The sequence below is a fragment of the Vibrio syngnathi genome (assembly GCF_002119525.1).
GTDB lineage: Bacteria > Pseudomonadota > Gammaproteobacteria > Enterobacterales > Vibrionaceae > Vibrio > Vibrio syngnathi.
Genome location: NZ_CP017916.1, coordinates 2,214,768 through 2,238,551 on the forward strand (window position 1 = coordinate 2,214,768; position 23,784 = coordinate 2,238,551).

The 23,784-nt window shown below is 43.9% G+C and carries 29 protein-coding genes, 1 other RNA gene and 1 pseudogene; 11 read left to right on the plus strand and 20 right to left on the minus strand.

Translation table 11 applies throughout. The features are described 5' to 3' along the window. Positions 1-117 precede the first annotated feature (117 nt). Positions 118-609, minus strand: a complete 492-nt coding sequence (locus K08M4_RS10080; RefSeq protein WP_086049767.1) for a VOC family protein — start codon at positions 607-609, stop codon at positions 118-120. A gap of 311 nt (positions 610-920) precedes the next feature. Next, positions 921-1,520 (minus strand): LysE family translocator, encoded by a 600-nt coding sequence (locus tag K08M4_RS10085; RefSeq protein ID WP_086049768.1) that lies wholly within the window; start codon positions 1,518-1,520, stop codon positions 921-923. Positions 1,521-1,640: 120 nt separating this feature from the next. Here K08M4_RS10085 and K08M4_RS10090 point away from each other — a divergent pair, with 120 nt between their 5' ends. Then, the gene (locus K08M4_RS10090) at positions 1,641-2,126 is read left to right on the plus strand and encodes an Lrp/AsnC family transcriptional regulator (RefSeq protein WP_086050422.1); all 486 of its coding nucleotides are present in this window, start codon (positions 1,641-1,643) and stop codon (positions 2,124-2,126) included. A 127-nt stretch (positions 2,127-2,253) separates the two neighbouring features. On the opposite strand, the gene K08M4_RS10095 is transcribed toward K08M4_RS10090, so the two are convergent. From K08M4_RS10095 to K08M4_RS10105, 3 genes are all read right to left on the minus strand, one after another. Further along, positions 2,254-2,658 carry a globin gene (locus tag K08M4_RS10095; RefSeq protein WP_086050423.1) on the minus strand — a complete coding sequence of 135 codons (405 nt, stop codon included), beginning with the start codon at positions 2,656-2,658 and terminating at the stop codon, positions 2,254-2,256. Positions 2,659-2,720: 62 nt separating this feature from the next. After that, positions 2,721-3,101, minus strand: coding sequence for a VOC family protein (locus K08M4_RS10100; RefSeq protein WP_086049769.1), 381 nt, complete (start codon positions 3,099-3,101; stop codon positions 2,721-2,723). Positions 3,102-3,177: 76 nt separating this feature from the next. Continuing rightward, the gene (locus K08M4_RS10105; RefSeq protein ID WP_086049770.1) at positions 3,178-4,062 is read right to left on the minus strand and encodes a LysR substrate-binding domain-containing protein; all 885 of its coding nucleotides are present in this window, start codon (positions 4,060-4,062) and stop codon (positions 3,178-3,180) included. 102 nt (positions 4,063-4,164) lie between these two features. Here K08M4_RS10105 and K08M4_RS10110 point away from each other — a divergent pair, with 102 nt between their 5' ends. Both K08M4_RS10110 and K08M4_RS10115 read left to right on the plus strand, forming a co-directional pair. Beyond that, complete coding sequence (locus K08M4_RS10110) at positions 4,165-5,505, plus strand: 6-phospho-beta-glucosidase (RefSeq protein ID WP_086049771.1); 1,341 nt, start codon at positions 4,165-4,167, stop codon at positions 5,503-5,505. Between the two features lie 76 nt (positions 5,506-5,581). Beyond that, positions 5,582-6,352 (plus strand): carbohydrate deacetylase, encoded by a 771-nt coding sequence (locus K08M4_RS10115; protein ID WP_086049772.1) that lies wholly within the window; start codon positions 5,582-5,584, stop codon positions 6,350-6,352. Positions 6,353-6,384: 32 nt separating this feature from the next. On the opposite strand, the gene soxR is transcribed toward K08M4_RS10115, so the two are convergent. Further along, the gene (gene soxR / locus K08M4_RS10120) at positions 6,385-6,825 is read right to left on the minus strand and encodes a redox-sensitive transcriptional activator SoxR (RefSeq protein ID WP_076676861.1); all 441 of its coding nucleotides are present in this window, start codon (positions 6,823-6,825) and stop codon (positions 6,385-6,387) included. Positions 6,826-7,066: 241 nt separating this feature from the next. Next, positions 7,067-7,624 carry a YceB family lipoprotein gene (locus K08M4_RS10125; protein ID WP_086049773.1) on the minus strand — a complete coding sequence of 186 codons (558 nt, stop codon included), beginning with the start codon at positions 7,622-7,624 and terminating at the stop codon, positions 7,067-7,069. A 162-nt stretch (positions 7,625-7,786) separates the two neighbouring features. On the opposite strand from K08M4_RS10125, the gene K08M4_RS10130 reads away from it, so the two are divergent. From K08M4_RS10130 to K08M4_RS10145, 4 genes are all read left to right on the plus strand, one after another. After that, positions 7,787-8,173, plus strand: coding sequence for a thiol-disulfide oxidoreductase DCC family protein (locus K08M4_RS10130; protein ID WP_086049774.1), 387 nt, complete (start codon positions 7,787-7,789; stop codon positions 8,171-8,173). 268 nt (positions 8,174-8,441) lie between these two features. Continuing rightward, on the plus strand, positions 8,442-9,764 hold the full coding sequence (locus K08M4_RS10135) for an ABC1 kinase family protein (protein ID WP_086049775.1): 1,323 nt from the start codon (positions 8,442-8,444) through the stop codon (positions 9,762-9,764). 97 nt (positions 9,765-9,861) lie between these two features. After that, the gene (locus K08M4_RS10140) at positions 9,862-10,407 is read left to right on the plus strand and encodes a glutathione peroxidase (protein ID WP_086049776.1); all 546 of its coding nucleotides are present in this window, start codon (positions 9,862-9,864) and stop codon (positions 10,405-10,407) included. After that, complete coding sequence (locus tag K08M4_RS10145; protein WP_086049777.1) at positions 10,404-10,871, plus strand: DUF3429 domain-containing protein; 468 nt, start codon at positions 10,404-10,406, stop codon at positions 10,869-10,871. Before K08M4_RS10140 ends, K08M4_RS10145 begins: the two co-directional genes overlap by 4 nt. Before the next feature lie 113 nt (positions 10,872-10,984). Here the strand turns inward: K08M4_RS10145 and K08M4_RS21980 are convergent. The 4 genes and pseudogenes from K08M4_RS21980 to K08M4_RS10160 all read right to left on the minus strand — a co-directional run. Beyond that, a pseudogene (locus tag K08M4_RS21980) lies at positions 10,985-11,068 on the minus strand (LysE family translocator); the annotation flags it as partial. A gap of 60 nt (positions 11,069-11,128) precedes the next feature. Then, complete coding sequence (locus K08M4_RS10150; protein WP_086049778.1) at positions 11,129-11,461, minus strand: hypothetical protein; 333 nt, start codon at positions 11,459-11,461, stop codon at positions 11,129-11,131. Between the two features lie 188 nt (positions 11,462-11,649). Beyond that, positions 11,650-13,086 (minus strand): lipopolysaccharide biosynthesis protein, encoded by a 1,437-nt coding sequence (locus tag K08M4_RS10155; protein WP_086049779.1) that lies wholly within the window; start codon positions 13,084-13,086, stop codon positions 11,650-11,652. 15 nt (positions 13,087-13,101) lie between these two features. Then, entirely contained in the window at positions 13,102-14,028 is a 927-nt protein-coding gene (locus K08M4_RS10160; protein ID WP_086049780.1) for a glycosyltransferase family 2 protein, read from the minus strand. A gap of 287 nt (positions 14,029-14,315) precedes the next feature. On the opposite strand from K08M4_RS10160, the gene K08M4_RS10165 reads away from it, so the two are divergent. After that, positions 14,316-15,461: a glycosyltransferase family 4 protein gene (locus K08M4_RS10165; RefSeq protein WP_086049781.1), complete on the plus strand. Its 1,146-nt coding sequence runs from the start codon at positions 14,316-14,318 to the stop codon at positions 15,459-15,461. A gap of 120 nt (positions 15,462-15,581) precedes the next feature. Here K08M4_RS10165 and K08M4_RS10170 read toward each other — a convergent pair whose 3' ends face one another. The 4 genes from K08M4_RS10170 to K08M4_RS10185 all read right to left on the minus strand — a co-directional run bounded on the left by K08M4_RS10170 (position 15,582) and on the right by K08M4_RS10185 (position 18,484). Beyond that, a complete protein-coding gene (locus tag K08M4_RS10170; RefSeq protein WP_086049782.1) occupies positions 15,582-16,367 on the minus strand; it encodes a ribonuclease H1 domain-containing protein in 786 nt (261 codons plus the stop codon). Between the two features lie 72 nt (positions 16,368-16,439). Then, a complete protein-coding gene (locus K08M4_RS10175) occupies positions 16,440-16,772 on the minus strand; it encodes an AzlD domain-containing protein (protein ID WP_086049783.1) in 333 nt (110 codons plus the stop codon). A gap of 2 nt (positions 16,773-16,774) precedes the next feature. Further along, positions 16,775-17,503: an AzlC family ABC transporter permease gene (locus K08M4_RS10180; protein ID WP_086049784.1), complete on the minus strand. Its 729-nt coding sequence runs from the start codon at positions 17,501-17,503 to the stop codon at positions 16,775-16,777. Positions 17,504-17,650: 147 nt separating this feature from the next. Continuing rightward, complete coding sequence (locus tag K08M4_RS10185) at positions 17,651-18,484, minus strand: AraC family transcriptional regulator (RefSeq protein ID WP_086049785.1); 834 nt, start codon at positions 18,482-18,484, stop codon at positions 17,651-17,653. A 236-nt stretch (positions 18,485-18,720) separates the two neighbouring features. On the opposite strand from K08M4_RS10185, the gene K08M4_RS10190 reads away from it, so the two are divergent. Then, the gene (locus K08M4_RS10190; RefSeq protein WP_086049786.1) at positions 18,721-19,059 is read left to right on the plus strand and encodes a hypothetical protein; all 339 of its coding nucleotides are present in this window, start codon (positions 18,721-18,723) and stop codon (positions 19,057-19,059) included. An 86-nt stretch (positions 19,060-19,145) separates the two neighbouring features. Here the strand turns inward: K08M4_RS10190 and ffs are convergent. Together ffs and K08M4_RS10200 are read right to left on the minus strand one after the other, a co-directional pair. Continuing rightward, positions 19,146-19,242, minus strand: an RNA gene (ffs, locus tag K08M4_RS10195) — signal recognition particle sRNA small type. A gap of 244 nt (positions 19,243-19,486) precedes the next feature. After that, the gene (locus tag K08M4_RS10200; RefSeq protein ID WP_086049787.1) at positions 19,487-20,230 is read right to left on the minus strand and encodes a VP0952 family biofilm-associated protein; all 744 of its coding nucleotides are present in this window, start codon (positions 20,228-20,230) and stop codon (positions 19,487-19,489) included. Between the two features lie 213 nt (positions 20,231-20,443). Between K08M4_RS10200 and K08M4_RS10205 the strand changes: the two genes are divergently transcribed. Next, complete coding sequence (locus K08M4_RS10205; RefSeq protein ID WP_086049788.1) at positions 20,444-20,746, plus strand: MGMT family protein; 303 nt, start codon at positions 20,444-20,446, stop codon at positions 20,744-20,746. A 93-nt stretch (positions 20,747-20,839) separates the two neighbouring features. On the opposite strand, the gene K08M4_RS10210 is transcribed toward K08M4_RS10205, so the two are convergent. Beyond that, complete coding sequence (locus tag K08M4_RS10210; protein ID WP_009847253.1) at positions 20,840-21,280, minus strand: YbaY family lipoprotein; 441 nt, start codon at positions 21,278-21,280, stop codon at positions 20,840-20,842. 168 nt (positions 21,281-21,448) lie between these two features. Here K08M4_RS10210 and tesB point away from each other — a divergent pair, with 168 nt between their 5' ends. Next, complete coding sequence (gene tesB, locus K08M4_RS10215; protein ID WP_012604483.1) at positions 21,449-22,309, plus strand: acyl-CoA thioesterase II; 861 nt, start codon at positions 21,449-21,451, stop codon at positions 22,307-22,309. Between the two features lie 154 nt (positions 22,310-22,463). Here tesB and K08M4_RS10220 read toward each other — a convergent pair whose 3' ends face one another. Continuing rightward, positions 22,464-23,129, minus strand: coding sequence for a hypothetical protein (locus K08M4_RS10220; RefSeq protein ID WP_086049789.1), 666 nt, complete (start codon positions 23,127-23,129; stop codon positions 22,464-22,466). Positions 23,130-23,218: 89 nt separating this feature from the next. Beyond that, positions 23,219-23,692: an Lrp/AsnC family transcriptional regulator gene (locus K08M4_RS10225; protein WP_086049790.1), complete on the minus strand. Its 474-nt coding sequence runs from the start codon at positions 23,690-23,692 to the stop codon at positions 23,219-23,221. Between the last annotated feature and the right edge of the window lie 92 nt (positions 23,693-23,784).

Consider the following 23,784-nt stretch of genomic DNA (forward strand, 5'->3'; position numbering starts at 1 on the left):
AATCACCCCATATGATGAATCACTTAAAAAGCACACAAACAAAAAGGATTGGTATCGCTACCAATCCTCTTTAGGGGGTGTTTCGGTTCTTCTACCTTATAGAAGGCAGTAACGCGATTACTCGTAATCAGTCACGTACGTGTCTTCGTATGTGTGCGAGTAGAATTCGAATAGATTGCCAAACGGGTCTTCTAGGTAAACCATTTGCGCTTGTTTTAGTTCGTCTTCTGGGTGGTAACGCATGATGTCCATACGAACCTTACCGCCAAACTCTTCAACGCGCTTGATAGCTGAATGGAACTGCTCTTTTGGAAGCTGTAGACAGAAGTGGAAGATGCCTAGACGAGAGAAGTCTACTTCGTGACGCTCTTGGCGATCTTTCATTTCGAACAACTCAACACCGATGCCATCGGATGTCACTAGGTGTGCAATGTTGAAGCCTTTGAAGCCTTCACCAAATACTGCGATACACATACGGCCAATTGCTGATTCGCGCTCTTCCATCACTTTGGTATTGTTCATTACGATTCTTAGACCTAGAGCCTTGGTGTAAAACTCAACTGCTTTGTCCATGTCGCCAACCATGATGCCTACGTGATTCATTTTCATAACTTGCTCCAAATTCGTTTTTAATTCTATGCTTTCCGAAGATTAGCTTCGGTGTTTCGTTTCGATGGAGAGAGTATATGGAGATAGGCTAATTAAATGAAATTATCATAAATTATATTAATGATAATTTTTTGTTATTCATTAATTTAAAGATGAAAAATACCGAAGAGATGTGTTGTTGATTAGATTATTAGTTGAATCGATTTGTAAGGAGTACGAAATGGGATTGAGAGAGTCGTCATTCACCAAGGAAACTCGAGCCACCAGCCGGTGACTCGAACTCTAGTGCAGCAATCTTGTAAAGCTGGTGTCTATGCTGGTTGATAAAGCATAAAGGCAACCACAAGTGCGAGACTGCCACCCAAGCAACGATTCACAAACATCATCTGCCTAGGTGATTGCAGTAGCTTAGTAAGCATAGTTCCACAGTAAGCCCAAACCAACATACACAATACACCGGTCACGACCATAATGGTGGTAATAGTGACAACCTGAACCAAATAGTCTGCCTGCGTGGTAATGAACTGAGAAAAAACGGTCAACGAAGCAATCCACCCTTTCGGGTTTAACACTTGAATTAATACACCCGAAACAAACCCAGAACGGTTTGCTGAATGGTCCTGCTCAATTTCCATATTGGCAATCGACCAAGCCATGAACAGTAAATAAGCCGCACCAAGGTACTTCATTATCGTGTAAATTTCCGGATACAGAGTAAACAGGCTGACTAATCCAGCACTAGATCCTGCCAATATGATAATAATGCCAAAAGCATTTCCAGAGACAAAAGGCAACGTCGCCGCGAATCCATACCGGCTCGATATCCCAAGCAATGCAATGTTTCCAGCTCCTGGTGTAATTCCAATTGATATTGAAAACAGCAAGAACGCTAGCATCAATTGAGCGCTCATTCTTTCTCTCCTAGTTAGTAATATGTTGTTTGGAGCAAAGTTTACAGGTTCGACTAGGAATAAAATTGCTATATGCGCTATTATCAGTGCAAATTTGAGCAAAAGTTTTCAAAAAAACGCATGAAAGTGAAAGAATCCACCAACGAAGTGTTGGATGATACAGATATTGCTATTCTTGGCCACATTCAAAAAGATGGCCGCATGAGCAACAGCAAGCTAGCCGAAAAAGTAAACCTCAGTGAAACACCCTGCTGGCGTCGTTGGAAACGTATGGAAGAGACGGGCTATATTGATGGCTACACCGCTCAGCTCAACCGTAAAAAGCTCGGGCTTCACGTTTCAGGTTTTACCCTAGTGACACTCGGTAACCACGAAGTTAAAAACACAGAACCATTTGAGGAATTTGCCGCGGTGACAGATTGGATTCCAATGTGCCACTGTATTGCAGGCGGTGCCGACTATATGATTCAAGTGCTAGCTAGAGATTTGGAAGAGTACTTTGAGCGTATTAGTTCGATCAGACGAGTGAAAGGTGTAAGTGCAATTCAGTCGAACATTTCAGTAAAAGAGTTGAAAAACAGTTATCAGTTACCTCTTGCCGATTAACTTCGATGCTTCCATGAATTCAAACGAAATGATTAATAAACAACAAGAGAATACCAGTCTCAAACCGTTGTTTACGGCCCCAAAAAAACTATAGATCAACTAAAATAAGCCTCACGCAATGCGAGGCTTACTTCACGACACACTCTTTTTTCATTATGTCGAGACCACGCTCGAAAGTCTGTGTCCAAGCGGATTCGATACTTTTATCATAGTGAGGGTCATACTTCTTAACCGTATTCAACAATGAATTGAACCAATCATTGAGTTCTTGTTCAGAGATATCCATTCCTAAATCTTTATGTCGCTTCCCAAGCTTTTTCACCGAGTTTCGTACGCTCGGTAGACCTGCAGAATTATAGATAAGGATGATCGAGGCTTTAAGCATCTTGGTTTGTTGCTCAAACCCTATGTTTTCAAAGCGTTCTGAAAACCTTGGGTTATGCTCGCAGAAGTCCGCCAAAAACGTTTCTAGAAATTCTTGATCTATCCTGCAACGCTCAAAGCTTTCATAAAACCGTTCATTAGGTGTCATTTTGTTGGTTCTTCGCATTCGCCAGCGATCCTTAACAGTCCATGTCACCTAAGTATACGCCACTATGGCATAAAGTGAGTTGCACAGATCTTGTTTCCATCAGGATCACGCAAATAAGCCATGTACAAGCGACGTTCATCAGAGCCTCTCGCTCCGGGGCCATTTTCAATGCTTGTGCCGCCATTTTCGACGCCAACTCGATGCCATTCATCTACAACTTCAGAAGAAGACGCAAGAAAACCCACCGTCATGCCGTTGCCGTGAGTCGCAGGCTGACCATCAATCGGCTTCGTTAAGCCCAACACACCTGTTTGGCTAACGTAAACACAGCGCCCTTTGGGATCAACAGAGCCTTCGCTATAACCAAGCACCTTCATGATTGGGTCATAAAAAGCCTTCGCGCGTTCAATATCTTCGGTACCGAGAAAAACATGGCTGAACATAACTAACCTCTTCTTTTATTGAAAGAACCATCTAAACTAGACCTATAATTCGTGTTTGTCTAGGCACGCTATTCGGTCACAACTGTTGCTTAACCCATTGAGCAAACACTTGAAACTTAGTACGTTGATCCATCCCTTTAGGGCATACTAGGTCATACCCTTTGCCAGATTCCATACTCATAAATGGAGTAATTAACAAACCTTGGTCAATCTGCGGCTTCATAAATTCTAGGCGTCCTAGTGCCACTCCCATAGACAGCATTGCAGCATCCATAGCCAAGCGGTTATCGCTGTAATAATCACATTGCAAAGTACAATCCACATCGCTTTGGGCTTCATGTAACCAACGTTGCCATGCCGTAACATCCCCACTGTGGATGAACTGAATGCGATCCAAATACTGTATTCCCTTTACTAGGCTGAATTTTTCAGCATATTCAGGGCTGCACACAGGCGTTCGAATTCCTGTAAACAATCGCTCACTGTGATGATTTGGATAGTGGCCTTCGCTGTAAAATATTGCCACATCATACGGTTCAAATTGAAAATCAGATTGGTTCTGCTTGGTTTGCAGTTTGATGCTTAAATTTGGGTACAGTTGTCTAAACTCAGGCAAACGAGGCATCAACCAAGAGGACGCAAAATAAGGGGAGGTTGCAATGTACAACTCCCCGCTCAGCTCTCCGGTTTGAATGTCTACTAGCTCAGAAAAAATAGATTCGAAAGAGACATTCAACATAGCCAGAACACGTTGCCCTTCAGGTGTGAGTTCAAGCTTTCTCGTCTTACGAACAAACAAGTTGAACTTCAATTGTTGTTCTAGTTTTTTAATACGATGACTGACTCCACCTTGAGTCAGAAATAGTTCTTCGGCAGCAAGAGTAAAACTCAAATGCTTGGCCGAAACACTGAATGTGTGCAACAGCGACAGCGTTTGTTGGCGATTCTCAAACAAGCCCATAGATTAACCTCACTAATGCGTAAACCATCGATACTGGTTTGTCGGTGTACTTGTTCATCATATAGATTAAACCGTGTAATCTAAATAATAATGGTGAGTAAAATGATGCAAAAACAAAAACTAAAAGTCGCGGTGATTGGTGGTGGCTCAAGTTACACCCCTGAACTCATCGAAGGCTTACTAAAACGCTATCACGAATTACCGATTTCTGATCTTTGGCTAGTCGATATCGAAGAAGGCATGGAAAAAGCGCAAGTGATTGCCGATTTGACGCAGCGAATGATTAAAAAAACCAACTGTGATATCACGGTACACCTCACGACAGACCGAAAAGCGGCGCTCGTTGACGCAAACTTTGTCTGTTCTCAATTTCGAGCAGGTCGGTTAGAAGCAAGATTACGCGACGAAAGAATTGCACTTAAATATCGCATGATAGGCCAAGAGACTAACGGATTAGGTGGTTTTTCTAACGCTTGTCGAACCATCCCCATTGCTTTAGAAATCGCAAAAGAGATGGAAGTACTTTGTCCGAATGCATGGTTGCTCAATTTTACTAACCCATCAGGCATGGTGACCGAAGCCTTAATTAAGCACTCAACCATCAAAACGGTCGGTTTGTGTAATATCCCCGTGAACATGGAACGTGGTGCAGCAAAAATGCTTGGCGCTGAACGCGAAGATATCACCATGCAAATCGCAGGTTTAAATCACCTTGTGTGGGCTCGAAAAGTGCTTCATAACGGCGAGGACAAACTTCAAGAAGTGATTGAGCAACTCCTTGGTGGCAATGACCAAATGATGCCCAAGAACATCCCCCCATTTGAATGGGATGCCGAGTTGATTCGATCATTGAATCTGGTGCCGTGTGCTTACCTACGTTACTACTATCAGTCACGAGATATTCTAGACAAAGAGTTTGCGGCGTCTGAAAAAAGCGAAAATCGCGCCGACTTGGTTGCAAAAGTTGAACAACAATTGCTCGAAACCTACAGAGATCCGATGCTGGATACCAAACCGAAATTATTAGAAGAACGAGGTGGTGCCCATTATTCTGAAGCAGCTTGTGAACTGATGAGCAGTATTCACAACAACAAGCGTTCTATCATGCACGTCAACACACGCAACAATGGTGCTATTCAAGGGCTTCCTGATGACTGCGCGGTAGAAGTCAGTTCTGTTATCACCAACAGTGCGATTCTTCCATTGAACGTCGAACCCTTTGATAGCGATACACTTCGCCTCATACAACAAATGAAAGAATTCGAAACCTTAACCGTTAAAGCGGCCATGACCGGCGATATTGCGTTAGCTAAGCGTGCTTTGATTCTGAACCCTATCGTCGATAGTGGTTCTCATATCGATGAAGCACTACAAGAAACAATACGAGAGAACCTAGACTTCATGCCTGCGTTTGCTCATAGACTAACTCAGAATAAGCAATAACCTAGTCGTGTTAGCTCACTCGAAAATGGGCTAACACCAATCACCTACAATCGATTTTAATAATAAGAGGCCAACGATGAAACTGATATTAAACGCCGATGATTTCGGCCTCACTGAAACGGTAAACCATGGCATTGTTGAGTGCTTCAAAGCAGGCATGGTGAAGTCGACCACCATCATGATGAACCAACCGGGCACACAACACGCCATCGATCTTTACCATCAAGGTTTGGTTCCAGAAGTTGGCTTGCACTTTACGGTTACTTCAGGGAAACCTCTTAGTTCACCAGATTTAGTACCAAGCTTGGTGGATGACCAAGGTAACTTCTTAGATAAAGCGGTTTTATTTAACAAAGCTGATGTGGTCGAAGATGAGGTTGTGCTAGAGCTTAACGCACAGTATCAAGCTGCCATCAATGCCGGTTTAAAGATCAATCATATCGACAGCCATCATTTTGGTGGTGTATTCAAACCTCTCAAAGCGGCGTTTACTCAAACAGCAAATACTATCGGTTTGCCAGTAAGGCGCATCGACAACATTATAAGTGGGCAAGGTTCACTGTTGGTGCCTACACCGGACGCTTTTGATATGCGATTTTTTGATCAAGGAATCTCCCTTAACAGCTTGCAAGATATTCTGTTGAGCTACCAAACTACCATGCCTAACAGCACCGTAGAGTTGATGTGTCACCCATCGTTTTCTGTGAGTGAAGAACTGAAATCACTATCTGGTTATGACGATAAGAGAGTGGAAGAATACAATCTCTTAACCAGTACATCGTTGAAACAATGGCTCAGCGACAACCACATCGAGTGTGTTGGATTCGATGAATTACGAATTCGTTAAACTCAGAACGACAACCAACCAAGGAACAGGCACTAATCGACAATGCGTTGTGCGCCCTGTCCTTGGTCGTGCAGGATGTCTTCAGGGTTCAGTAAATGGCACTTCTGCATGCTCAAACAACCACAGCCGATACAGCCAGTTAGATTCTCTTGTAACGAACGGATTTGTGCCATCTTGCTGTCGAGTTGTCCTTGCCACTTCTTCGCAACTCGTTCCCAATCTCGCTTAGTCGCCGTCTGGTTCATGGGTAAGGTAGACAACTCTTCGGTGATCTCTTCCAGCGTAAAACCTATCGACTGCGCGACTTGAATCAGGGCGATTCGTCGCAACATCGCGGATTGGTAGCGACGTTGATTGCCATTGGTGCGGATTGAAGCAATCAGCCCTTTGGTTTCATAAAAGCGCAGCGCTGAAGGCGCCACACCACTGCGCTCCGATAACTGCCCTATCGTCAAATATACGATGTTTCTCATTGCTACCCTATCCTTGGTAATCACAAATAAATGAAGTTCACTTTAACTTCATCATAACCACAGCTTACCGTCTTCACCAATGAAGAAAGCAGAACTTTGAATGAGAGCATCAACGATTTAAGCGTTCACTGTTTTGAATGGTAACGATCTGATTTTAATAAAGTGAGGTGATAATTAACTGGGGTCATAAAAAATGACTACCCGAAAGATAGCCATAATGCAGATCCTAATTTAAAACGAATTAGTCAAACAACTCAATAACCAACTTATTATCTTTAATCACCAGATTAGGCTCAGAAGATTTAATCAACGACTCTTGCACCTTATTACTGTCGAGCTTGTAAACTGGAGACTGGGACAAAGCAAAACCAATCATGGAAACGGCAGGCTTAAGCAGTTTGGCAATCTCTGGCGAAAGCTGTTTATCTTTTTCTTCAAAGCGCTCTAAACGCAGTGATTTCAAATAAATCTCGCCGCTCTCTTTGTCGTATTCAGGAATCGCACTGAACTCGATATCCAAGTTCAACCCCATATTCGGCATATTGAACACCTGAACTTTTGCATTGGTGTTCGCTAAAACAGACACACGCTCGGTATCAGCTCTACCAATTTGCACCGCCAAGTCATCGACAGCGACTTGCGCGTACATAACGTTTTGTACACCCACTTCCTGCTCTAACATCACCGAATCTTGCAGGTAGTTCGTCATTTCTTGCTCAGTCACGCTGTAGCTAACACAACCGCCGAGCATCAGCGCAGTCATAGCTATAATGAAACGGTTCATTAACTTTGTTGTCATTAGAGATAGGCTCTTAATTTGTAAATGCATAGAACGGATGTTACCTCTAGATGATACTGTAAAATAGTTCTCACAATGACAGTGTCGGATAACTGGGCAGAATGATCCACCTAATTGGTGATGTCGTATAGATTGGTATTAACGAAAAGAGTAAGAAAAACAATGACTGCATTAACGATATTTTACGATGGGACATGCCCGTTATGCGCAAAAGAGATGGCAGCGCTTGCCAAGCATGATACCAAAAATCAGATTCAAACCATCGATATCTACAGTGAAGCGTTTTTAGACTACCCGCAGATAGATGCAGACGCAGCCAATACGATTTTGCATGCACTCGATGAGAATGGAAAATTACTGCTGGGTTTGGACGTGACTTACCAAGCGTGGGAGCTGGTGGGCAAAGGTTGGCTTTATGCCCCATTACGCTGGGCGATATTTAAGCCAATAGCCGACTGGTGTTATCTGCGGTTTGCCAAGAACCGATACAAAGTCTCTTTCTGGCTAACTGGAAAATCACGCTGCAACGGAAACAGCTGCACTAAATAGCGGCTTGAGTTAATTTTCTCTTATGACCGTTCGGTTAAGACATGCCACTGGCGACTTTGTAATAAACAATGCCAAACAGCGCTGCGAATACCAATACCGTGACCGCCACTTTCAACCAAATAAACTTCATGCTTTGTCCTTACTAATTTTGTTTACTGTTCCACGAGACAATTTATTACAAAAAAACAAGTAATCACAACAAAACATTCGGTTGGGTAATGATTTATAGAACTTTGTAGTGAGTCTTGATAACTAAGTGAGAACCTTTATGTCGGCAAAAGAGAGAAACCTTCCTACACATCGAATTTCGAGATTCAGTAAGTTTGCCTCGCTGGCGACAAGGGTCGCGGGTAATGTGATAACGGAAGGCACCAAACAACTCGCACAGGGCAATAGGCCCAAAGCAAAAGACTTACTGCTAACGCCACAAAACATTGCTCGCCTGACTGACCAACTCGCACACTTGCGCGGTGCAGCGATGAAGCTTGGCCAAATGTTGTCAATGGACGCTGGCGATGTCCTCGAACCTGAACTCGCCGACATTCTTTCTCGCCTACGCTCAGACGCCGACCCTCTGCCAACAAAGCAGCTCAACCAAGTATTAGAAAGCTCACTCGGCATCAACTGGAAAGCCGAATTCCTTTCCTTCAACTTTAAACCTATCGCAAGTGCGTCCATAGGACAAGTTCACCAAGCTTACAGTGATGCGGGAGACAAACTTGCCATCAAAGTCCAATATCCAGGTATTCGAAAAAGCATCGACAGTGATGTGGACAACGTAGGCACATTGCTTAACATCGTTGGTTTGATACCCAAGTCCGTCGATTATAAAGGCTTACTAGAAGAAGCTAAGAAACAGCTCCATGATGAAGCGGACTATACTCGCGAGGCTGACTACGCGACACGTTACCATAATGCACTGAAAGAACACGCTCACTTCGTCGTGCCTAAGATTCACCCTCAAATGTCTTCAGAATCAGTGCTCGCGATGGACTTCATTGAAGGTGTCTCGATAGAGCAAATAGAAGGTTACGATCAAGGTACTCGTGATTTTGTCATGCGCAGCCTGCTCGAACTCATGTTCAGGGAATTGTTCGATTTTAAGATGGTGCAGACCGACCCTAACTTCGCCAACTACCTTTACGTTGAAAACACGCGCCAGATTGGGCTGTTAGATTTTGGGGCAACTCGAGAGTACAGCGACCGCTTCAGTGATGGCTATCGTTTGGCCTTTACCTCTGGTGTTAATCAAGACGAATCAGGGCTCAATCAAGCACTCGAACAGATTGGGTTCTTTAGCGAAGCCATACTGCCCGAGCAGCGCCAAGCCATTCTTAACTTAGTGACTATGGCTTGTGAACCCATGTTGGTTGACGAAGAGTACGACTTCAAAGCCAGCGGGCTCGCTCAAAGGTTACGCGAAGCCGGAACCATACTCAGCATGGAACAAGAGTATTGGCATACGCCACCAGCAGATGCCCTGTTCCTACACCGTAAAATCGGGGGCATGTACCTGTTAGCTGCTCGCCTTGGTGCAAAGGTGAACATAAGTCGTTTGGTCGCTCCATATCTCATCAGCGATGACACTTGATTAGTTCATAAATAGTGATGATTAGTGATTAGCAGAGTGATCATTTCGAGCTGCGCAAGAGTACTAACAGTTACGCCAACTAAAATGAGCCAAACCTATGAAACCTTCGCTGCTTTGCTCCACCGCCCTGATTGCGAGCCTAACGACTTCTATCGCTGTTGCATCAAGTTGCCCTGAGATACTCAACGGCAAACAACGTTTATTAAACTCCAACGAAGAGATAGACCTGTGTGAAGAGTTCCAAGGTAAAACCCTTTTGGTTGTGAACACAGCCAGCCAATGTGGCTTCACACCACAGTTTAAACAGCTAGAGCAATTGCATCAGACTTATAAAGACCAAGGCTTCACGGTTGTCGGCTTTCCAAGCAATGATTTTCGCCAAGACCGAGGAAGCGAAGAGAAGTCAGCCAAAATTTGCTATCTCGACTACGGTGTTACCTTTCCGATGATGGCTAGAGCATCCCTATCTGGTAGTAGCGCTAACCCTGTGTTTGCCGAAATCCAACAACAAGCAGGCGTCACACCCAAATGGAACTTCTACAAATTCCTAATCAGCAAAAAAGGTAAAGTGGTGGCAACCTTCCCTAGCTCGACATCACCTGTAAGTGCGACACTCAAAAATGCGATTGAGCAGCAGCTATGAGGTCTGATTATTTAGCGCCAACTCAAACCCGCAATACCATGGCCAAGCTCGGTTACATGGGGCTAATCCCGTTTCTATTTGGCCTACTGCTGTCTCTAACCGACAGTCAATTCTTGGGCCTGAGTGGCGAGACACTCTTCATCACCTACAGCGTGGTCATATTGAGTTTTTTGTCGGGTATTTTGTGGGGAAATGGCATCGAAAATTTCGAAAGCCAATCAAGCAATAAGGCTCTGATTCTAAGCAACGTGATTGTGTTAGCCGCATGGTTAGCGGTGCTAATTGGGGAACAAAAAGAGTTTCTCACTACTCTGACTCTTATCATCGGCTATATTGCGGTTTGGCGAGCGGAAAGGTCGGTGAGAGAAGAAAACCAAAGCGAAGGCCCGGATGGCTACTTTGACATGAGAACTCGGCTCACCTCCAGTGTCGTATTAATGCACGGTATCGTGATGTTGACCTAGGCGTGCGTACACCCATATTTAAATCGACATCAAGAGGTGGGCTCTAGATAGGCACTCTCTTCTTTAATGGCACCAAACCCAGCGACAAATACAACTCACAAACCACTTAATTCCTACTGCCGGCTCACCAGTAAATTCGCACCAGACATGGCAAGAAACACAGAACATGCTTTATTGAAGCGCTTGGCCATCTGAGGTCAATTAATACAGAAAACTCTGTATTTAATCGCTTCACATGCCGCCATTTTAATTAATCATTACTCGACAATATAATGCTCTTCGTCTGGTTCAGACAAATTATCTGCAATTCCAATTTCACCCACGATATATATCGCACTCGCCAGCGTTTCTATTGTTTTATTCGGTTCTCGATCAGGCACTTCGCCCACTTCAGGAACGGGCTGCGATTGGGAAATTGAATTACAAACAACACTTTCACAAACGACATTGTTTTGTTCCTGTAGAGAAACCTCTGGCGGCTTGAAATCCGTTGAATTGAAGTCGGGAGTATCAAGGTTCTCAATTAAAAACTCAGAATCGCTGTATGAGGCAGCAGAAAACAAAGAGAGAAGCAGCATCCACTTGTTCATATATCTTTCCATATTTAGTATTCATTGAATCTATAAATACTAACTAATCAAAAAGATTATGAACAGTGTTTTTAATCAACTTTAAAGCTATTTATCGAAGTATTTTCAGAAGTGCTGTTGATATAGCTCACCAAGGGCGAAGTGAAACTGTCACTTTTATAGCGTTTACACTTTTGAGTATGCCTATTTCAACTAACATGTGAGTGCTTACTACTTTGGAACTTCGCAAGTAGTGTTGGAGGCACGGGGATTACGGCGCACTTAACAAAGGCTAATAGCGTCACGATTCCGATAACACTTCCTAAAATGAAGTCATGAACATTAACCAATAGTGCCCCCATTAACCTATCGCTCACAATCGCAATAACGCCAATGACAACAGCGGTTATCCATTGAGTGTGTGCGTAAGGAAGATGTACCATTGTTTGGCTAACAAAATACAAAAGACCCAAGCGCAAGGTATAGGTCGCACCCAACACCATAACCACTCCCCATAATCCGTAGATTGGAGTAGCAATAACATACCCAATCACCGCCAATAGAGCGCAACCACTTTGTATCCACATTTGTGCTTGACTGGAATCGCCACTAAAGCAACCAAGATTCAAATAATCACCTGCATTCTTAATAACTCCGATGGCGAGCAACGCGACGACTATGGTGCCTGCATATTGGTAACTCGCGGGTAAAATCAACGAGATGAAACCGGGAACAGTCAGGATCATTAACGTTCCCAGAATAATTGCTAAGTTTACCCCCAACAAAGCTCTATTGGCACACGTTTTCTTTCCGTTCGGCTGCTGCAAGATAGCGATTCGATTTGGAAACCACCACAACGCATATGGCTGAAGTAACAGACCAAGAATCAGCGCAAACTTACCACTCACAGCATAGATAGCGAGATCTTCCACCCCAACCAAGCTAGCCATAAACCAACGGTCTAACCCGTTAATCATGTATACCGACGCGGCACCGACCAGAACAGGTAACCCAAATTTCAAGATCTTGATTGAGTCTTTCAGGTAACCAAATGAACCCATTTCTTGCCATTGATAACGTAATAAGCACGCCATCAACAATATACTGGAAATGGCCGATGAAATAAGAACGCCATCGATACCGTAGCCCGCTTCGAGCAACACAAAGGTCATGATGGCTTGAACGCTCGCTTTCATCACATTGAGCATGCAGAAGCGCTTCGCCAACGCGTTCATGCGCATTAACGTCAGCGGAATAGAAATCGCGCCGTCTAACATAGTGGGAATGAGTAACAACAGGATTTGATAAGCTTGAAACTCTATCGGCAGTGAAAGAATGAGTAACGGCATACTCAACGCGATTAGCAGCCCCCCAAGCACACACACTAATACACTGAGCGTGAAGCAGTTCGATACCAACTGCTTTTTATCCTGCCCTTGCGCCGTACCGACATATCGATACATGGCATCAACAATACCAAAGCTAAACAGAATGGTTCCGATATCGGCCAATAAAATCATGGCTTCTAGTGACCCATATTCAGCCAACGTCATTTTGTGCGTGATATAGGGAATCATCACCAAAGAGATCCCTTTCATCATAACAATGCCAATGGCGTAATAAGCCGACTGTTTCAATGAGTCCATAAAGTCACCAATCCTTTACCATGCCGGCGTTAGGAAACTCTTACAGTCTCCTATTAGGTGTCGTAACGTTCGCTTATGCGGAGCCATAACCAAAGATCGAAAACTGTAAGCAACGGCCTGTCTATTTTGCTGTAACCCTCGATAATAGTCTGCGTAGCCTTCTAGTATTCTCGCTTTTGCTATTTTAAAACTCGACGCTGGCAGGTTCCATCGTTGACTGTCATTTTGGTAACGTTGAAGAATGGATTCTATGGATTGCAAATTCCTCAATTTGAGGCTTTCAGTTTGAGTCACTGAGGTCGCTCTCATCAAGTAACCGACCTGTACCGAGTTCAACACGCCAATCTGATGGTTTTCACTCATTCGTAACCACAATTCCCAATCTTCCCCGTACTTGATATCAGCGTTAAAACTGTCTGTTTTGGAAAACACATCGGCTTTCACCATCACCGTCGATGTACCAATAACATTGTTTTCAATAATGAATTCTAAAGGGCTCTCAATGTTGATGAACAACTCATCTTTGTCTTGAAATTGCGACCAGTAACTAAAGCAATCGACAATCGATTGGTACTCTTCGGTGAGATGTTCGTAGTTGGTAAAACTCATTGCGAGATCTGGGTATCTTTGGTGAAATTCGAGCTGGCGTTCGAGTTTTTCGGGATACCAGAAGTCATCCGCATCTAAAAAAGCAATATATTCACCTGTTGCTTTCTCTATTCCAAGGTTTCTCGCTTGAGGTGCACCCACACCCAGAGTTGATAATTTAATGATGCGCTCATCATGTATCGAAGCGAGATAAATCGACGTTCCATCATTACTGTTATCGTCAATAATGATTAATTCAATGTCTTGATGAGACTGCTTAAGGACACTACCAATCGCCTTAGGCAAGTAATCCAAACAGTTGTAAGTAGGAATAATGACGCTGACTTTAGCCATAACATTTATCTCGCAAATTAAAAATCATAGAGGTACTTACGCAGTTTCTGTGCCAACAGCCAAGCCCTATAAAATACAGGCATCTACATTCATATTCTCAAAATGACAGAGACTCTCCTCTCACATAGAGAATGGATATTCCAATTTGACTGCCATTTTGAGAAAGCGAGAGAAACAAAACAACAATATCGATGCGATTGAGCGGGAGCACCCATTCTATATAGGTTTTTTGCTTTGGTTCGTATTTTGCAGTGTTGAATGTAATTGGTTGGCGAGAGGACAAGAAAATGAAAAAAGTAGCATTTGTGGCACCCACCTATCCGGTACTCAGTGAAACCTTTATCCAGACAGAGGTCGATTCCGTTAAAGCTTGTGGGCATGAAGTATGTGTCATGGCTTTCGAGGTTGAAGAGAGCGATAAAGCCTTTGACTATGACATTATTAAAATCGGCAAGGATATTCGGGCGGGTAAGATAACCAGTATCAACTGGCTAGGCTTTGTTAAAGCACTTTCGTTTGTTTCCAAGCAAAGCAGCATGCCGAAGAAATCACTGTTTGCCTATGGATTCAAACTGGCTCTGCAACTCGCCGAAAAAGACGTGAATCATGTTCATGCTCATTTTTGCCAACACACAGCGGCTCACGCTATCGTTGCTGCAAAGCTTTTAAACATTACCTGTTCGTTCGTCGCGCACGGTCACGATGTCTATGAATTCGCTTATGATATTGAACACAAGATATCTTCAAGCGACTTTGTTGTCGCTGTATGTGGGGACATGTTGCGAGACTTCAACGCCCTTGCAAAAGGCAACGTGAAACTGCTCCATTGCGGAGTGAATACTGAACAGTTCCCCATGCAACCTAAAGTCGAAGAGAAGCAGCTCCGTCTCGTTTTTCTTGGTCGTCTCGTCGAGCAAAAAGGAATTCATCATTTGATTGAAGCACTTGCGCCTATTGCCGAGCCACTCAACATTCATTTGGATATTGTCGGCACAGGAGATCTGGAAGATCAGCTAATCGAACAAGTGCAGCAGCAAAATTTGACTACAAACGTCACCTTTTTAGGGGCCAAACCTCATGAATGGGTAAAACAACACCTCTCTCATTACGACAGTTTAGTGGCGCCCTTTTGTTTTTCTCAAACGGGATGTGTCGATACCGGACCGTTGGTTTTAAAAGAAGCAATGGCGGTGGGAACGCCGGTGATTACCACCAACATCATGGGCTGCAAGGAGATCGTTACTCCAGACACGGGTTATCTGGTCAATGAAAAAAACGTTGAAGAGCTTAGATACGCGATTGAAAGCTTTGCTCAGCTAAGCAGCAATGCAAAAGCAAGTATGGGATATAAAGCAAGGGCAAGAGTCGAACAGAGTTTCAACTCAATTAAACAGGCTCAGCAATTGTCGCGCTGGATAGAAAACCCTGCTTAACAAATCACGACGGGGCGTCTTACTTTACTATCACTATCACTATCACTATCACTATCACTATCACTATCACCAACAAAAAAGCCTTAGTCTTCGATCACTAAGGCTTTTTCAAATTTTAAATTAGCCGGCACGTAAAGCGAGTATTTCTGAAATATCGCTGATTTCACTATATCGACTTAAGTCTTGTTCTTTAGAAGCAATAGCCACAATCGACATTCTATCGGCCAATTCGTTACCTTCAATACCAACGTGACCATTCACATGATAGATGGTGATTTTTGAAGCAAGCTCTTTGTAGAGAGCATACGCAGGTTTAATAATATCGAGGTTCTTGATTTCGCCACCCGACTTGGTCCAACCCTTTTTCTCCCAACCCGTTGCCCACTTAGTAATACAATCAATTGAGTATTTTGAGTCGCTATAAATTGCCACAGACTGACCCGCATTCAATTTCTCTTTCGCGAGCATAAACGCTTGCTTAAGCCCGTGTAATTCGGCGGTATTGTTAGTACCCATTGGCTGATACAAGCCATACCACAATTCTGCTAACTGGTTATTTTGGTAAACGGCTAAACCCGTCCCTGCTTCACCTGGGTTTGGCTCACAACCGCCATCAGTAAAGATCTTGATATCAAAAGACATATCAGTGATTTGCTGCTGAGTAAGAGGCGGGACTTTCGCTTTCGCCGCCTTACCGGCAGAGCTTGGCTTCGCAAAAGCAGACTTTGAGCCGGGTTTAGGCGCTGAAGAAGATTTACCGCCAAAAGCAGATTCAGCCTCGCCTAGTGTTGGGAACGATTTATATCTCGCACCAGCAAAACCATCAACTTGCGCTTTACACTCATTCCAAGTAGTAAAAATACCCGGCGTGCGACCTTTCCAAACCACATAATATTTCTTAGCCAAACTAACTCCTTACCTAAACACACAAACAGTGAATCCGTACATTAGATGCCACCACGCTATACGTTGCAAGGTCTATCCGTTAAATAGGTAATCAACCGCGACAAGGTTATAGAACAAAAACACGCCCATACTGACGCCAATAGTAAGTAGCACATTGCCTGTTTTCCAAATCAGCAAGCCAGTCACCAGCGCGCCTATCAAATATGGATTTTCAAAGCTTGGCCAAAATGTTTGTTCTGGTGAAAATACAATCGGCCCCCAAATTGCGGTAAGCACCGCTGGGCTTGAATATCTTAGTAGACGCCTCGCTGTACTATTGAGTCGAAGAGGAACTGTAGGCTCTAGAAACACATACCGACTAAAGAAAACAATCGCAGTCATGAGTAATATCGTTAACCAAATCATCTCTATTTCCCCTCCCCGATTGGCTTGTTTCCGTTGTTTCGATCTTGAAACGATTCGCTGAAAAAGCCCGCTAACATACCGGTAATCGCTGCAATCATTAGCCCACCCTCAATGTTGTTGACTGACATGGCAACCGAAGTGACCAGTGAAACGACAACACACACCACGACAGGCAAAGTACTAATTAACGGAAACACCAAAGCGATAAAGGTTGCTGCAACCGCGAAGTCGAGCCCAATCTCGTTAAGTGATGGAATTTGACTACCTGCAACAATGCCAACGAAGCTCGCGATATTCCAAACGAGGTAAAAACCACCACCTACACCTGCAGCGTACCAACGATTAAACTCATGCTGAGACTGCCCACTACAGATCGCGAACAGCTCATCGGTGAGCCAAAATCCGAGTAATAGACGCCAACGCGCAGGAAGATGGCTGATTTTGTCACGCATCGATACGCTATACAGAAAGTGTCTAGACGTGATGAATAAGGTAGTCAACAACATGGTGCCTAGACCAATACCCGCTTTGAACATACCCGCAGCGACAAGTTGTGCTGAGCCAGCAAATAGAATAGCCGACATCGCTTGCGCTTGAAGCTGACTCAATCCAGCATCTATCGCATATGAGCCCGCTAGAATTCCCCAAGGGATTACTGCAATGCTCAAGGGCATTCCCGCTAAAACGCCCTTCCATAACTGTGTTCGTCTATCCATTCTTTCACTATCCATATAGTTCTTTTCTCTCTTCACATTAGCTATTCAATGTAAGAGGAGTTGAGTCGGTTCGATTGTACAAACTTGCTCGATTTCATGCCCCTCTGTTTGCCGTACTTAACCGCACTTAACACAAGTTATCCATGCCTTAGCCACGCAAGTTTAGAGCATTTTGATGTATTGCCCCGGCGTGTATCCATTGGCCTTTTTGAAGTGTCGATGAAAATGGCTTTGATCATGAAAACCACACTCTTGCGCGGTATCAGAAATGGTATGTCCTTGTTTCAATAACTTACGCGAAAGCCTTAACCGAGATTGGATTTGATACGCATGCGGCGGAAGACCAAATTCTTTCTGAAAAGAACGCACTAAGTGAAACGGGCTCAAAGCCGCCAGTTTAGACAGCTCATCTAATGACACATCAGCTTGTGGAAAGTCATCTAGAAACTCTTTCACCAAGACAAGCTGGCGCTGAGCCTTCCCATCGAGTTGAGGATTCAGCGGAGATTTACCATGTCGGCTAATCAGTTTAACCAACATCCCATACATCAAAGTTTCTCTTAGCAGGCGATTATCTGATTCATCAATCGTGTTGAAAACTAATCTGAGCTGATTGGCGAGTTCAGGATCTTCAACAACAGCTCTTGGGAAGTAAGGCGCGCCGTAGTTCGGTAAGTTTAGCTCTTGAGTGATCTTAGCAAGTTGCTCTGGGAGTGGGTACATCGCGCGATACGCCCAACCGCCTTCAGTGGCGGAATGACCGCTATGAACTTCATCAGCATTGACCAGAATGATGGCATCTTGAGGTGCGACATGATGCCCTCCCGTTCGATAGAAGCGCTGAGCACCCTGCTCAATCACACCGAGTGTGTAACCCTCATGGCTGTGACGTGAGAAATTCTGCTTTTCGTATTCTGCATTGAGGATTTCAAGGCCACCGAGTTCTTCTGTGATCTTGTATTCGGCTTTCTCTTTAGAACGCTTTTTGTTATCCATAACCATCCCCAAGCCTTTTAATTATCGAGCGACTTATCAGTCTACTCTATAGGCTCTCACAACTTTTGTACAAAATTGCGCATTTGGTCGTTAATACCGCTTTTGTCGTTGGTTTAATAACGCTTTCTAACTGGGAGGAAAGTCTTGGTCTATAACTAGTTGGCGAAAAATTGACATTAATTTAATCATACATGCCAATACTGTCTTCTAATCATCGGCAACAGATCTGACACACCATGAAAAATACGCTAATCCTTCTCTTTTTCCTGAGCCTAACGGGATGCACTCACAACCAATCCAAAGCACTGAGCATGAACTCATCGTCAGTCAATACGTACCCACAATCGATGTCGAACCTACAACTGTGCGACACCTTGTATTACGGACGTTCAAGCAACCAAACACTGGCAGCAATTGGCAGTGAATTCAATCGAAGAGGGCTATCAAAAAGTTGGTGTGATACCGAAATCAACAAGCTCTATCTAACAAAGACGATTGATTGGGTTGCTGATCAAGTAGAAGACAAAGAAGATTCAAACGAAGAAGCGTCTGCTGTTGTGTTGCCTGCGAATTGAGAACTATGAAACGTTCTTTAGTAAGAAAAAAGCAAACGGCAGATAGCAAAAAGCCGCTCATTAAGAGCGGCTTCTTTAATGGGTGGAAGCCCCAGCCACATCCCGGCACACACGTCGCCTGCTGCGGCTGCTCCCTTCCAGGCCTGACCGAGTTCACAAGTTAGTGTTGCGGGAGGACCAGAGCCTCCATAGATTCTTTTTCTAAGAGGCTTGCCTCAAAGAGTGATTGGATTATTAAGCATCGCAGCAACCATTGCAAGCACAAAGCGACTCTTTTTAAACAAATGTGGTTTAAGTGATTACCCTTTACCCAACACACCGTAAAACTGTCGGATAAAGCATCACCTTTGTCTTTGTTTCATAACGCATTCATTCAAGTCACATGTGCTCGCTTGTATCACTACGAGCAGAATATCATTCACTTCAGCTAGAGGTCGGTGTCTTCGTTCTCTTCCGTGCGGATGATGTAGTCTGTCATCCAAGCGGTGCCCAACAAGCACAACCAAACCACAAATACCGGGCTTGGAACCTCAATGCTTGGGGTTATCACCAAAGCGGCAAAACCAACTGTCGGCAATGTCCAGCACAGTAACTTATTCCAACGGAAGGTCTTCAAGCGAGTGAGGGTTTCCATCGATGCCATGATGCCTGTAACACACAAAGCAACCAAAGCGGCATAAGGTAAATCGGCCATCCACAATGGAAGTATTAAACCTAATGACCACCAGCTGTGTCGACTGGCTGGTTTAAGATGATTGGCCGCCCACCAAATCACGATGATCGACAAGGTTTGCAGCGTAGTAACCCACGGAACGCCATCAAGCTTTCCTGCGGATTGCGTCACCATGATCCCGACTTGTAACGTTGCGACGATCAAGCCAGAAATAATCACGACCGACAAACTGCTGCGTTTTGAAAAGACCACCATCAATAGTGGGAATAACACCCACACACTGACTGACAGCGTGATGGGTTGCAAAGGAAGGGTTAGACCGTAAGTGGTCATGGCAGCAAGCAACGCTAATCCTGCGATGCCCCCTTGTGGCAAAATCCATAAAGCAGGAATCACCATTGCAAGCACTGGGATATCTCCCTCACTTAAACTGATTGCTCTCGCGCAAACAACGGCTAATAATGTGGTTATCAAGAACTGAAACGTTGAAAATACCATAGCCCTCTCCTTCTACCGATCCGTGGTACCATACCAATCGTAGTAATTAACTGGTCACCCTAGCTTGTTAAAAACCTCGATAACCTCGTTAGATTTTTTGATTGTAGAATAACTATTTATCGAAAAATCTGTCTTGTTCTCAAGCTTTTTCCCTGCGCTATTTTTGAACACTTACTTACTGTGATTGGTATTTATGAACTAGGAACATTTAGTATGGACCAATTTTTGCCCCAAATCTTTGCTGTGATTCACCAAATTCCATATGGGAAAGTAACAACTTATGGAGACATCGCACGTTTTTCAGGATTTCCGGGCTATGCGCGCCATGTTGGTAAAGCGTTAGGCAACCTACCAGAAGGTAGCAAACTACCTTGGTATAGAGTTATTAACAGCAAAGGTGAGATCTCTTTGAAGGGTGATTCGTTTGATCGCCAAAAGAAGCATCTGATCGAAGAAGGGGTTGAAGTGAGTGACGCAGGAAAGATTAAACTCAGAATATACAAATGGCAGCCCTAAAGCTGCCACTAATCACCTAATTTAGCGAGTCAACGAATCAACGAGCTAAGTCAAACGAATCAAGATGCCTTAATGATTGCATCTATATTTAGATTAACGAACACCAACCAAGCGCAGGTCTGCTTGTTGAGTGTTTTCTACATCAGTAATCACCGACTTAATTGTGTCTGTTGTGAAACGTAGTTTGCCGTCAACGTGAATCGTTGCGCGCATGTTGTAACGGTGGTTAGCTTTAATCTTGTTGTTGTCGTAGCTCAGCTCGAATGCGAACGGAACTTGCTTACCGTCTGTGGTGAACTCTTGAGTCGCGATAACGGTCGATGGTGCGTCAGCCAGTGAGATGTCTTCTAGCGTAACAGTCACTACGGCATTCTCTGGCAATGCAATTCTTTCACGATAGCTTACTGTTCCTGAAATCACTTGAGTGTTCTCTGCAACCACTTCCTGAGAAGCACTGGTTTCTGATGTTGCTTGGCAACCCACAAGCAGGCCAAACGATACTAAAGACGTAATAAGAATTAGAGCCTTTTTCATATTCAATTTCTCTCAACATGTTTGCCGGACTCGGCAAATCTACTCAGCAATTATAAGAGAGCTTTCATATTCTGTCTCGAAACCCTATGATTTATTGACAGATATCTGACTAAGCTGAATGATTAACACCATAATCTGACACCTATTTTACCAAGAGGCATGCTGGCGATGAGTCAACCTTTAAATGAATTACTCAATTTACTTCAGCTAGAGAAACTAGAAGAAGGCCTTTTCCGCGGGCAAAGTGAGAACCTAGGTCTGCCACAAGTCTATGGTGGTCAAGTATTGGGGCAAGCGCTTTCTGCTGCTCGTTATACGGTTCAAGACGACCGCAGTGTTCACTCGTTCCACAGTTACTTTCTATTTCCCGGCGACCCTGAAAAGCCAATCATTTACGATGTTGAGAACCTAAGAGATGGACGCAGCTTCAGCACTCGCCGTGTGAAAGCGATTCAAAATGGTCGCCCTATTTTCTATCTCACGGCTTCTTACCATGGTGATGCTCCAGGTTTTGAACACCAGAATGAAATGCCAAATATCCCTGGGCCAGAAAATTTTGCATCAGAAACTGAGTTAGCGAGTCACATTGCTGAATTTTTGCCTGAGAAACTGCGTAAGACTTTCTGTGGCGAAAAGCCGATTGAGATGCGCCCGGTAACAATAGTGAACCCGCTTAACCCTAAGAAAGCCGACCCAAAACAGTATCTTTGGGTGAGAGCAAATGGCGCGATGCCAGACAACCAATTGATTCACCAATACCTACTTGCTTACGCATCCGATTGGGGGTTCTTAGTAACGGCATTACACCCTCATGAAGTTTCTATCATGACGCCGAACTTCCAAGTGGCGACGATTGACCACTCTATCTGGTTCCACCGCCCATTCAAGATGGATGAATGGCTACTTTATGCGATTGAAAGCCCAACGGCAGCGAACACTCGTGGCCTAGTGCGCGGCGAGATCTTTAATCAGAAAGGTGAGCTAGTAGCGACAGCCGTTCAAGAAGGTGTGATGCGTTTTACTAAGTAGCGAGCAAATAAATAAAGATCAAATAAATAGCCAATAAACGCTTTTTATAAGCCGCACATATGTACGAGAAAACAAAAAGAGAGGCTAGGTTTCATACCTAGCCTCTCTTTTTAATGATGCTGACGACAAACTGTCACTTAACAATTCGTAAACCCTATTCAGCCTCTAGCAAGGGTTCGAATTCACCTTGCACTCGCGTTTTAATTCCATCACCAGCGTCTCGTAATAGGTTAAATGGCGATAACACCACGCCTTTGACAGCGCCCTCTGCGGCTCCCTGAGCTAACTCTTTACTCTTATCGGCCAGCAAATTCGCTTGTGCCAAAATACTCGGCACTTCCGCTCGTAGCATTTCAGATTCAGTGACGATGACAGGAATAGTCTGCTGGCGGTAAGATTTACTCTCGGCGAGCATTGGTGGCATGACATCGATACGGTATCTCTTTAATTCCGTTAATGTTGGTGGAATAACATCGGTTCTTACCTGCCCGACTTCCGTTCGGACATTTTTCACTTCATCTAATATCGCAGGGATTTTATTATCGACCGATGAAACGGTTTGATTCACTTTTTCAACGGTTTTTCTGACATCTTCGACAGTGTCTAACACCTGAGGAGCAAGCTCATTAACATGTTCAGCAAACGCTAATAGCTCTTCTACTTTTAACCCTTTGGTGAGACCGGATAAATCTTCGATCACCTGCGGATACGTATCAACGATTTCACCGACTTTATTGGTAAACGAATAGATGGTGTAGCCTAAGTAAAAAATAGCGACGGCCAGCACCAATTGGATAGCAGTAGAGACTTTTGCAAACATGGATAATCCTTTTCGTTATCGCAGAGGCGAGTTCTAAACTGAGAAGATAGTTAAACTGAAACGGTAGTTAACGTTGAACTAGGTGTAGCTTAAAGGGGTAATGCCGTTGTGTACTTCAATGGCTCCATCGCAAACGTCGAGGTCACATTCGAGATACCATCGATGCTATTAACCAAGCGCTTGTAGAAATCATCAAAGCACTTCATGTCTTTCACCTGAACCTTCATCATATAATCATATTCGCCCGCCATGCGATAGAACTCCATCACTTCTGGAAATTCCGATACGGTGTTTACAAAACGACCATACCACTCATGAGAATGATCACTGGTTTTCACCAAGACGAACGCGGTAAAAGCAAGATCGAGCTTTTCTGGGTTCAGTAACGCCACTTTTTTTTCAATAGTGCCGTTTTCTTCGAGGCGTTTAAGCCTTTTCCAGCAAGGTGTTGTTGTTAGGTTGACCGCTTCTGAAATGTCATTCAATGACAGCGTGCTGTCTTCTTGTAACAACCTTAATATTTTTTTATCTACGGTATCTATCACACTTTCACCAAATTGCATTTAAAGAGAATAATTTTCTACAATTTAAGCAAAACAAAGCAAATATGGCAAAGTTTTTCTCTCAGATTCTAGCTAAATTGGAACCATACCAA

Bases quoted from the DNA above. Each gene is read 5' to 3' on its own strand.
- K08M4_RS10080 (WP_086049767.1), bottom strand. From the start codon at position 609: ATGAAAATGAATCACGTAGGCATCATGGTTGGCGACATGGACAAAGCA.
- K08M4_RS10085 (WP_086049768.1), bottom strand. From the start codon at position 1,520: ATGAGCGCTCAATTGATGCTAGCGTTCTTGCTGTTTTCAATATCAATT.
- K08M4_RS10090 (WP_086050422.1), top strand. From the start codon at position 1,641: ATGAAAGTGAAAGAATCCACCAACGAAGTGTTGGATGATACAGATATT.
- K08M4_RS10095 (WP_086050423.1), bottom strand. From the start codon at position 2,658: ATGACACCTAATGAACGGTTTTATGAAAGCTTTGAGCGTTGCAGGATA.
- K08M4_RS10100 (WP_086049769.1), bottom strand. From the start codon at position 3,101: ATGTTCAGCCATGTTTTTCTCGGTACCGAAGATATTGAACGCGCGAAG.
- K08M4_RS10105 (WP_086049770.1), bottom strand. From the start codon at position 4,062: ATGGGCTTGTTTGAGAATCGCCAACAAACGCTGTCGCTGTTGCACACA.
- K08M4_RS10110 (WP_086049771.1), top strand. From the start codon at position 4,165: ATGATGCAAAAACAAAAACTAAAAGTCGCGGTGATTGGTGGTGGCTCA.
- K08M4_RS10115 (WP_086049772.1), top strand. From the start codon at position 5,582: ATGAAACTGATATTAAACGCCGATGATTTCGGCCTCACTGAAACGGTA.
- soxR (WP_076676861.1), bottom strand. From the start codon at position 6,825: ATGAGAAACATCGTATATTTGACGATAGGGCAGTTATCGGAGCGCAGT.
- K08M4_RS10125 (WP_086049773.1), bottom strand. From the start codon at position 7,624: ATGACAACAAAGTTAATGAACCGTTTCATTATAGCTATGACTGCGCTG.
- K08M4_RS10130 (WP_086049774.1), top strand. From the start codon at position 7,787: ATGACTGCATTAACGATATTTTACGATGGGACATGCCCGTTATGCGCA.
- K08M4_RS10135 (WP_086049775.1), top strand. From the start codon at position 8,442: ATGTCGGCAAAAGAGAGAAACCTTCCTACACATCGAATTTCGAGATTC.
- K08M4_RS10140 (WP_086049776.1), top strand. From the start codon at position 9,862: ATGAAACCTTCGCTGCTTTGCTCCACCGCCCTGATTGCGAGCCTAACG.
- K08M4_RS10145 (WP_086049777.1), top strand. From the start codon at position 10,404: ATGAGGTCTGATTATTTAGCGCCAACTCAAACCCGCAATACCATGGCC.
- K08M4_RS10150 (WP_086049778.1), bottom strand. From the start codon at position 11,461: ATGAACAAGTGGATGCTGCTTCTCTCTTTGTTTTCTGCTGCCTCATAC.
- K08M4_RS10155 (WP_086049779.1), bottom strand. From the start codon at position 13,086: ATGGACTCATTGAAACAGTCGGCTTATTACGCCATTGGCATTGTTATG.
- K08M4_RS10160 (WP_086049780.1), bottom strand. From the start codon at position 14,028: ATGGCTAAAGTCAGCGTCATTATTCCTACTTACAACTGTTTGGATTAC.
- K08M4_RS10165 (WP_086049781.1), top strand. From the start codon at position 14,316: ATGAAAAAAGTAGCATTTGTGGCACCCACCTATCCGGTACTCAGTGAA.
- K08M4_RS10175 (WP_086049783.1), bottom strand. From the start codon at position 16,772: ATGATTTGGTTAACGATATTACTCATGACTGCGATTGTTTTCTTTAGT.
- K08M4_RS10180 (WP_086049784.1), bottom strand. From the start codon at position 17,503: ATGGATAGTGAAAGAATGGATAGACGAACACAGTTATGGAAGGGCGTT.
- K08M4_RS10185 (WP_086049785.1), bottom strand. From the start codon at position 18,484: ATGGATAACAAAAAGCGTTCTAAAGAGAAAGCCGAATACAAGATCACA.
- K08M4_RS10190 (WP_086049786.1), top strand. From the start codon at position 18,721: ATGAAAAATACGCTAATCCTTCTCTTTTTCCTGAGCCTAACGGGATGC.
- K08M4_RS10200 (WP_086049787.1), bottom strand. From the start codon at position 20,230: ATGGTATTTTCAACGTTTCAGTTCTTGATAACCACATTATTAGCCGTT.
- K08M4_RS10205 (WP_086049788.1), top strand. From the start codon at position 20,444: ATGGACCAATTTTTGCCCCAAATCTTTGCTGTGATTCACCAAATTCCA.
- K08M4_RS10210 (WP_009847253.1), bottom strand. From the start codon at position 21,280: ATGAAAAAGGCTCTAATTCTTATTACGTCTTTAGTATCGTTTGGCCTG.
- tesB (WP_012604483.1), top strand. From the start codon at position 21,449: ATGAGTCAACCTTTAAATGAATTACTCAATTTACTTCAGCTAGAGAAA.
- K08M4_RS10220 (WP_086049789.1), bottom strand. From the start codon at position 23,129: ATGTTTGCAAAAGTCTCTACTGCTATCCAATTGGTGCTGGCCGTCGCT.
- K08M4_RS10225 (WP_086049790.1), bottom strand. From the start codon at position 23,692: ATGCAATTTGGTGAAAGTGTGATAGATACCGTAGATAAAAAAATATTA.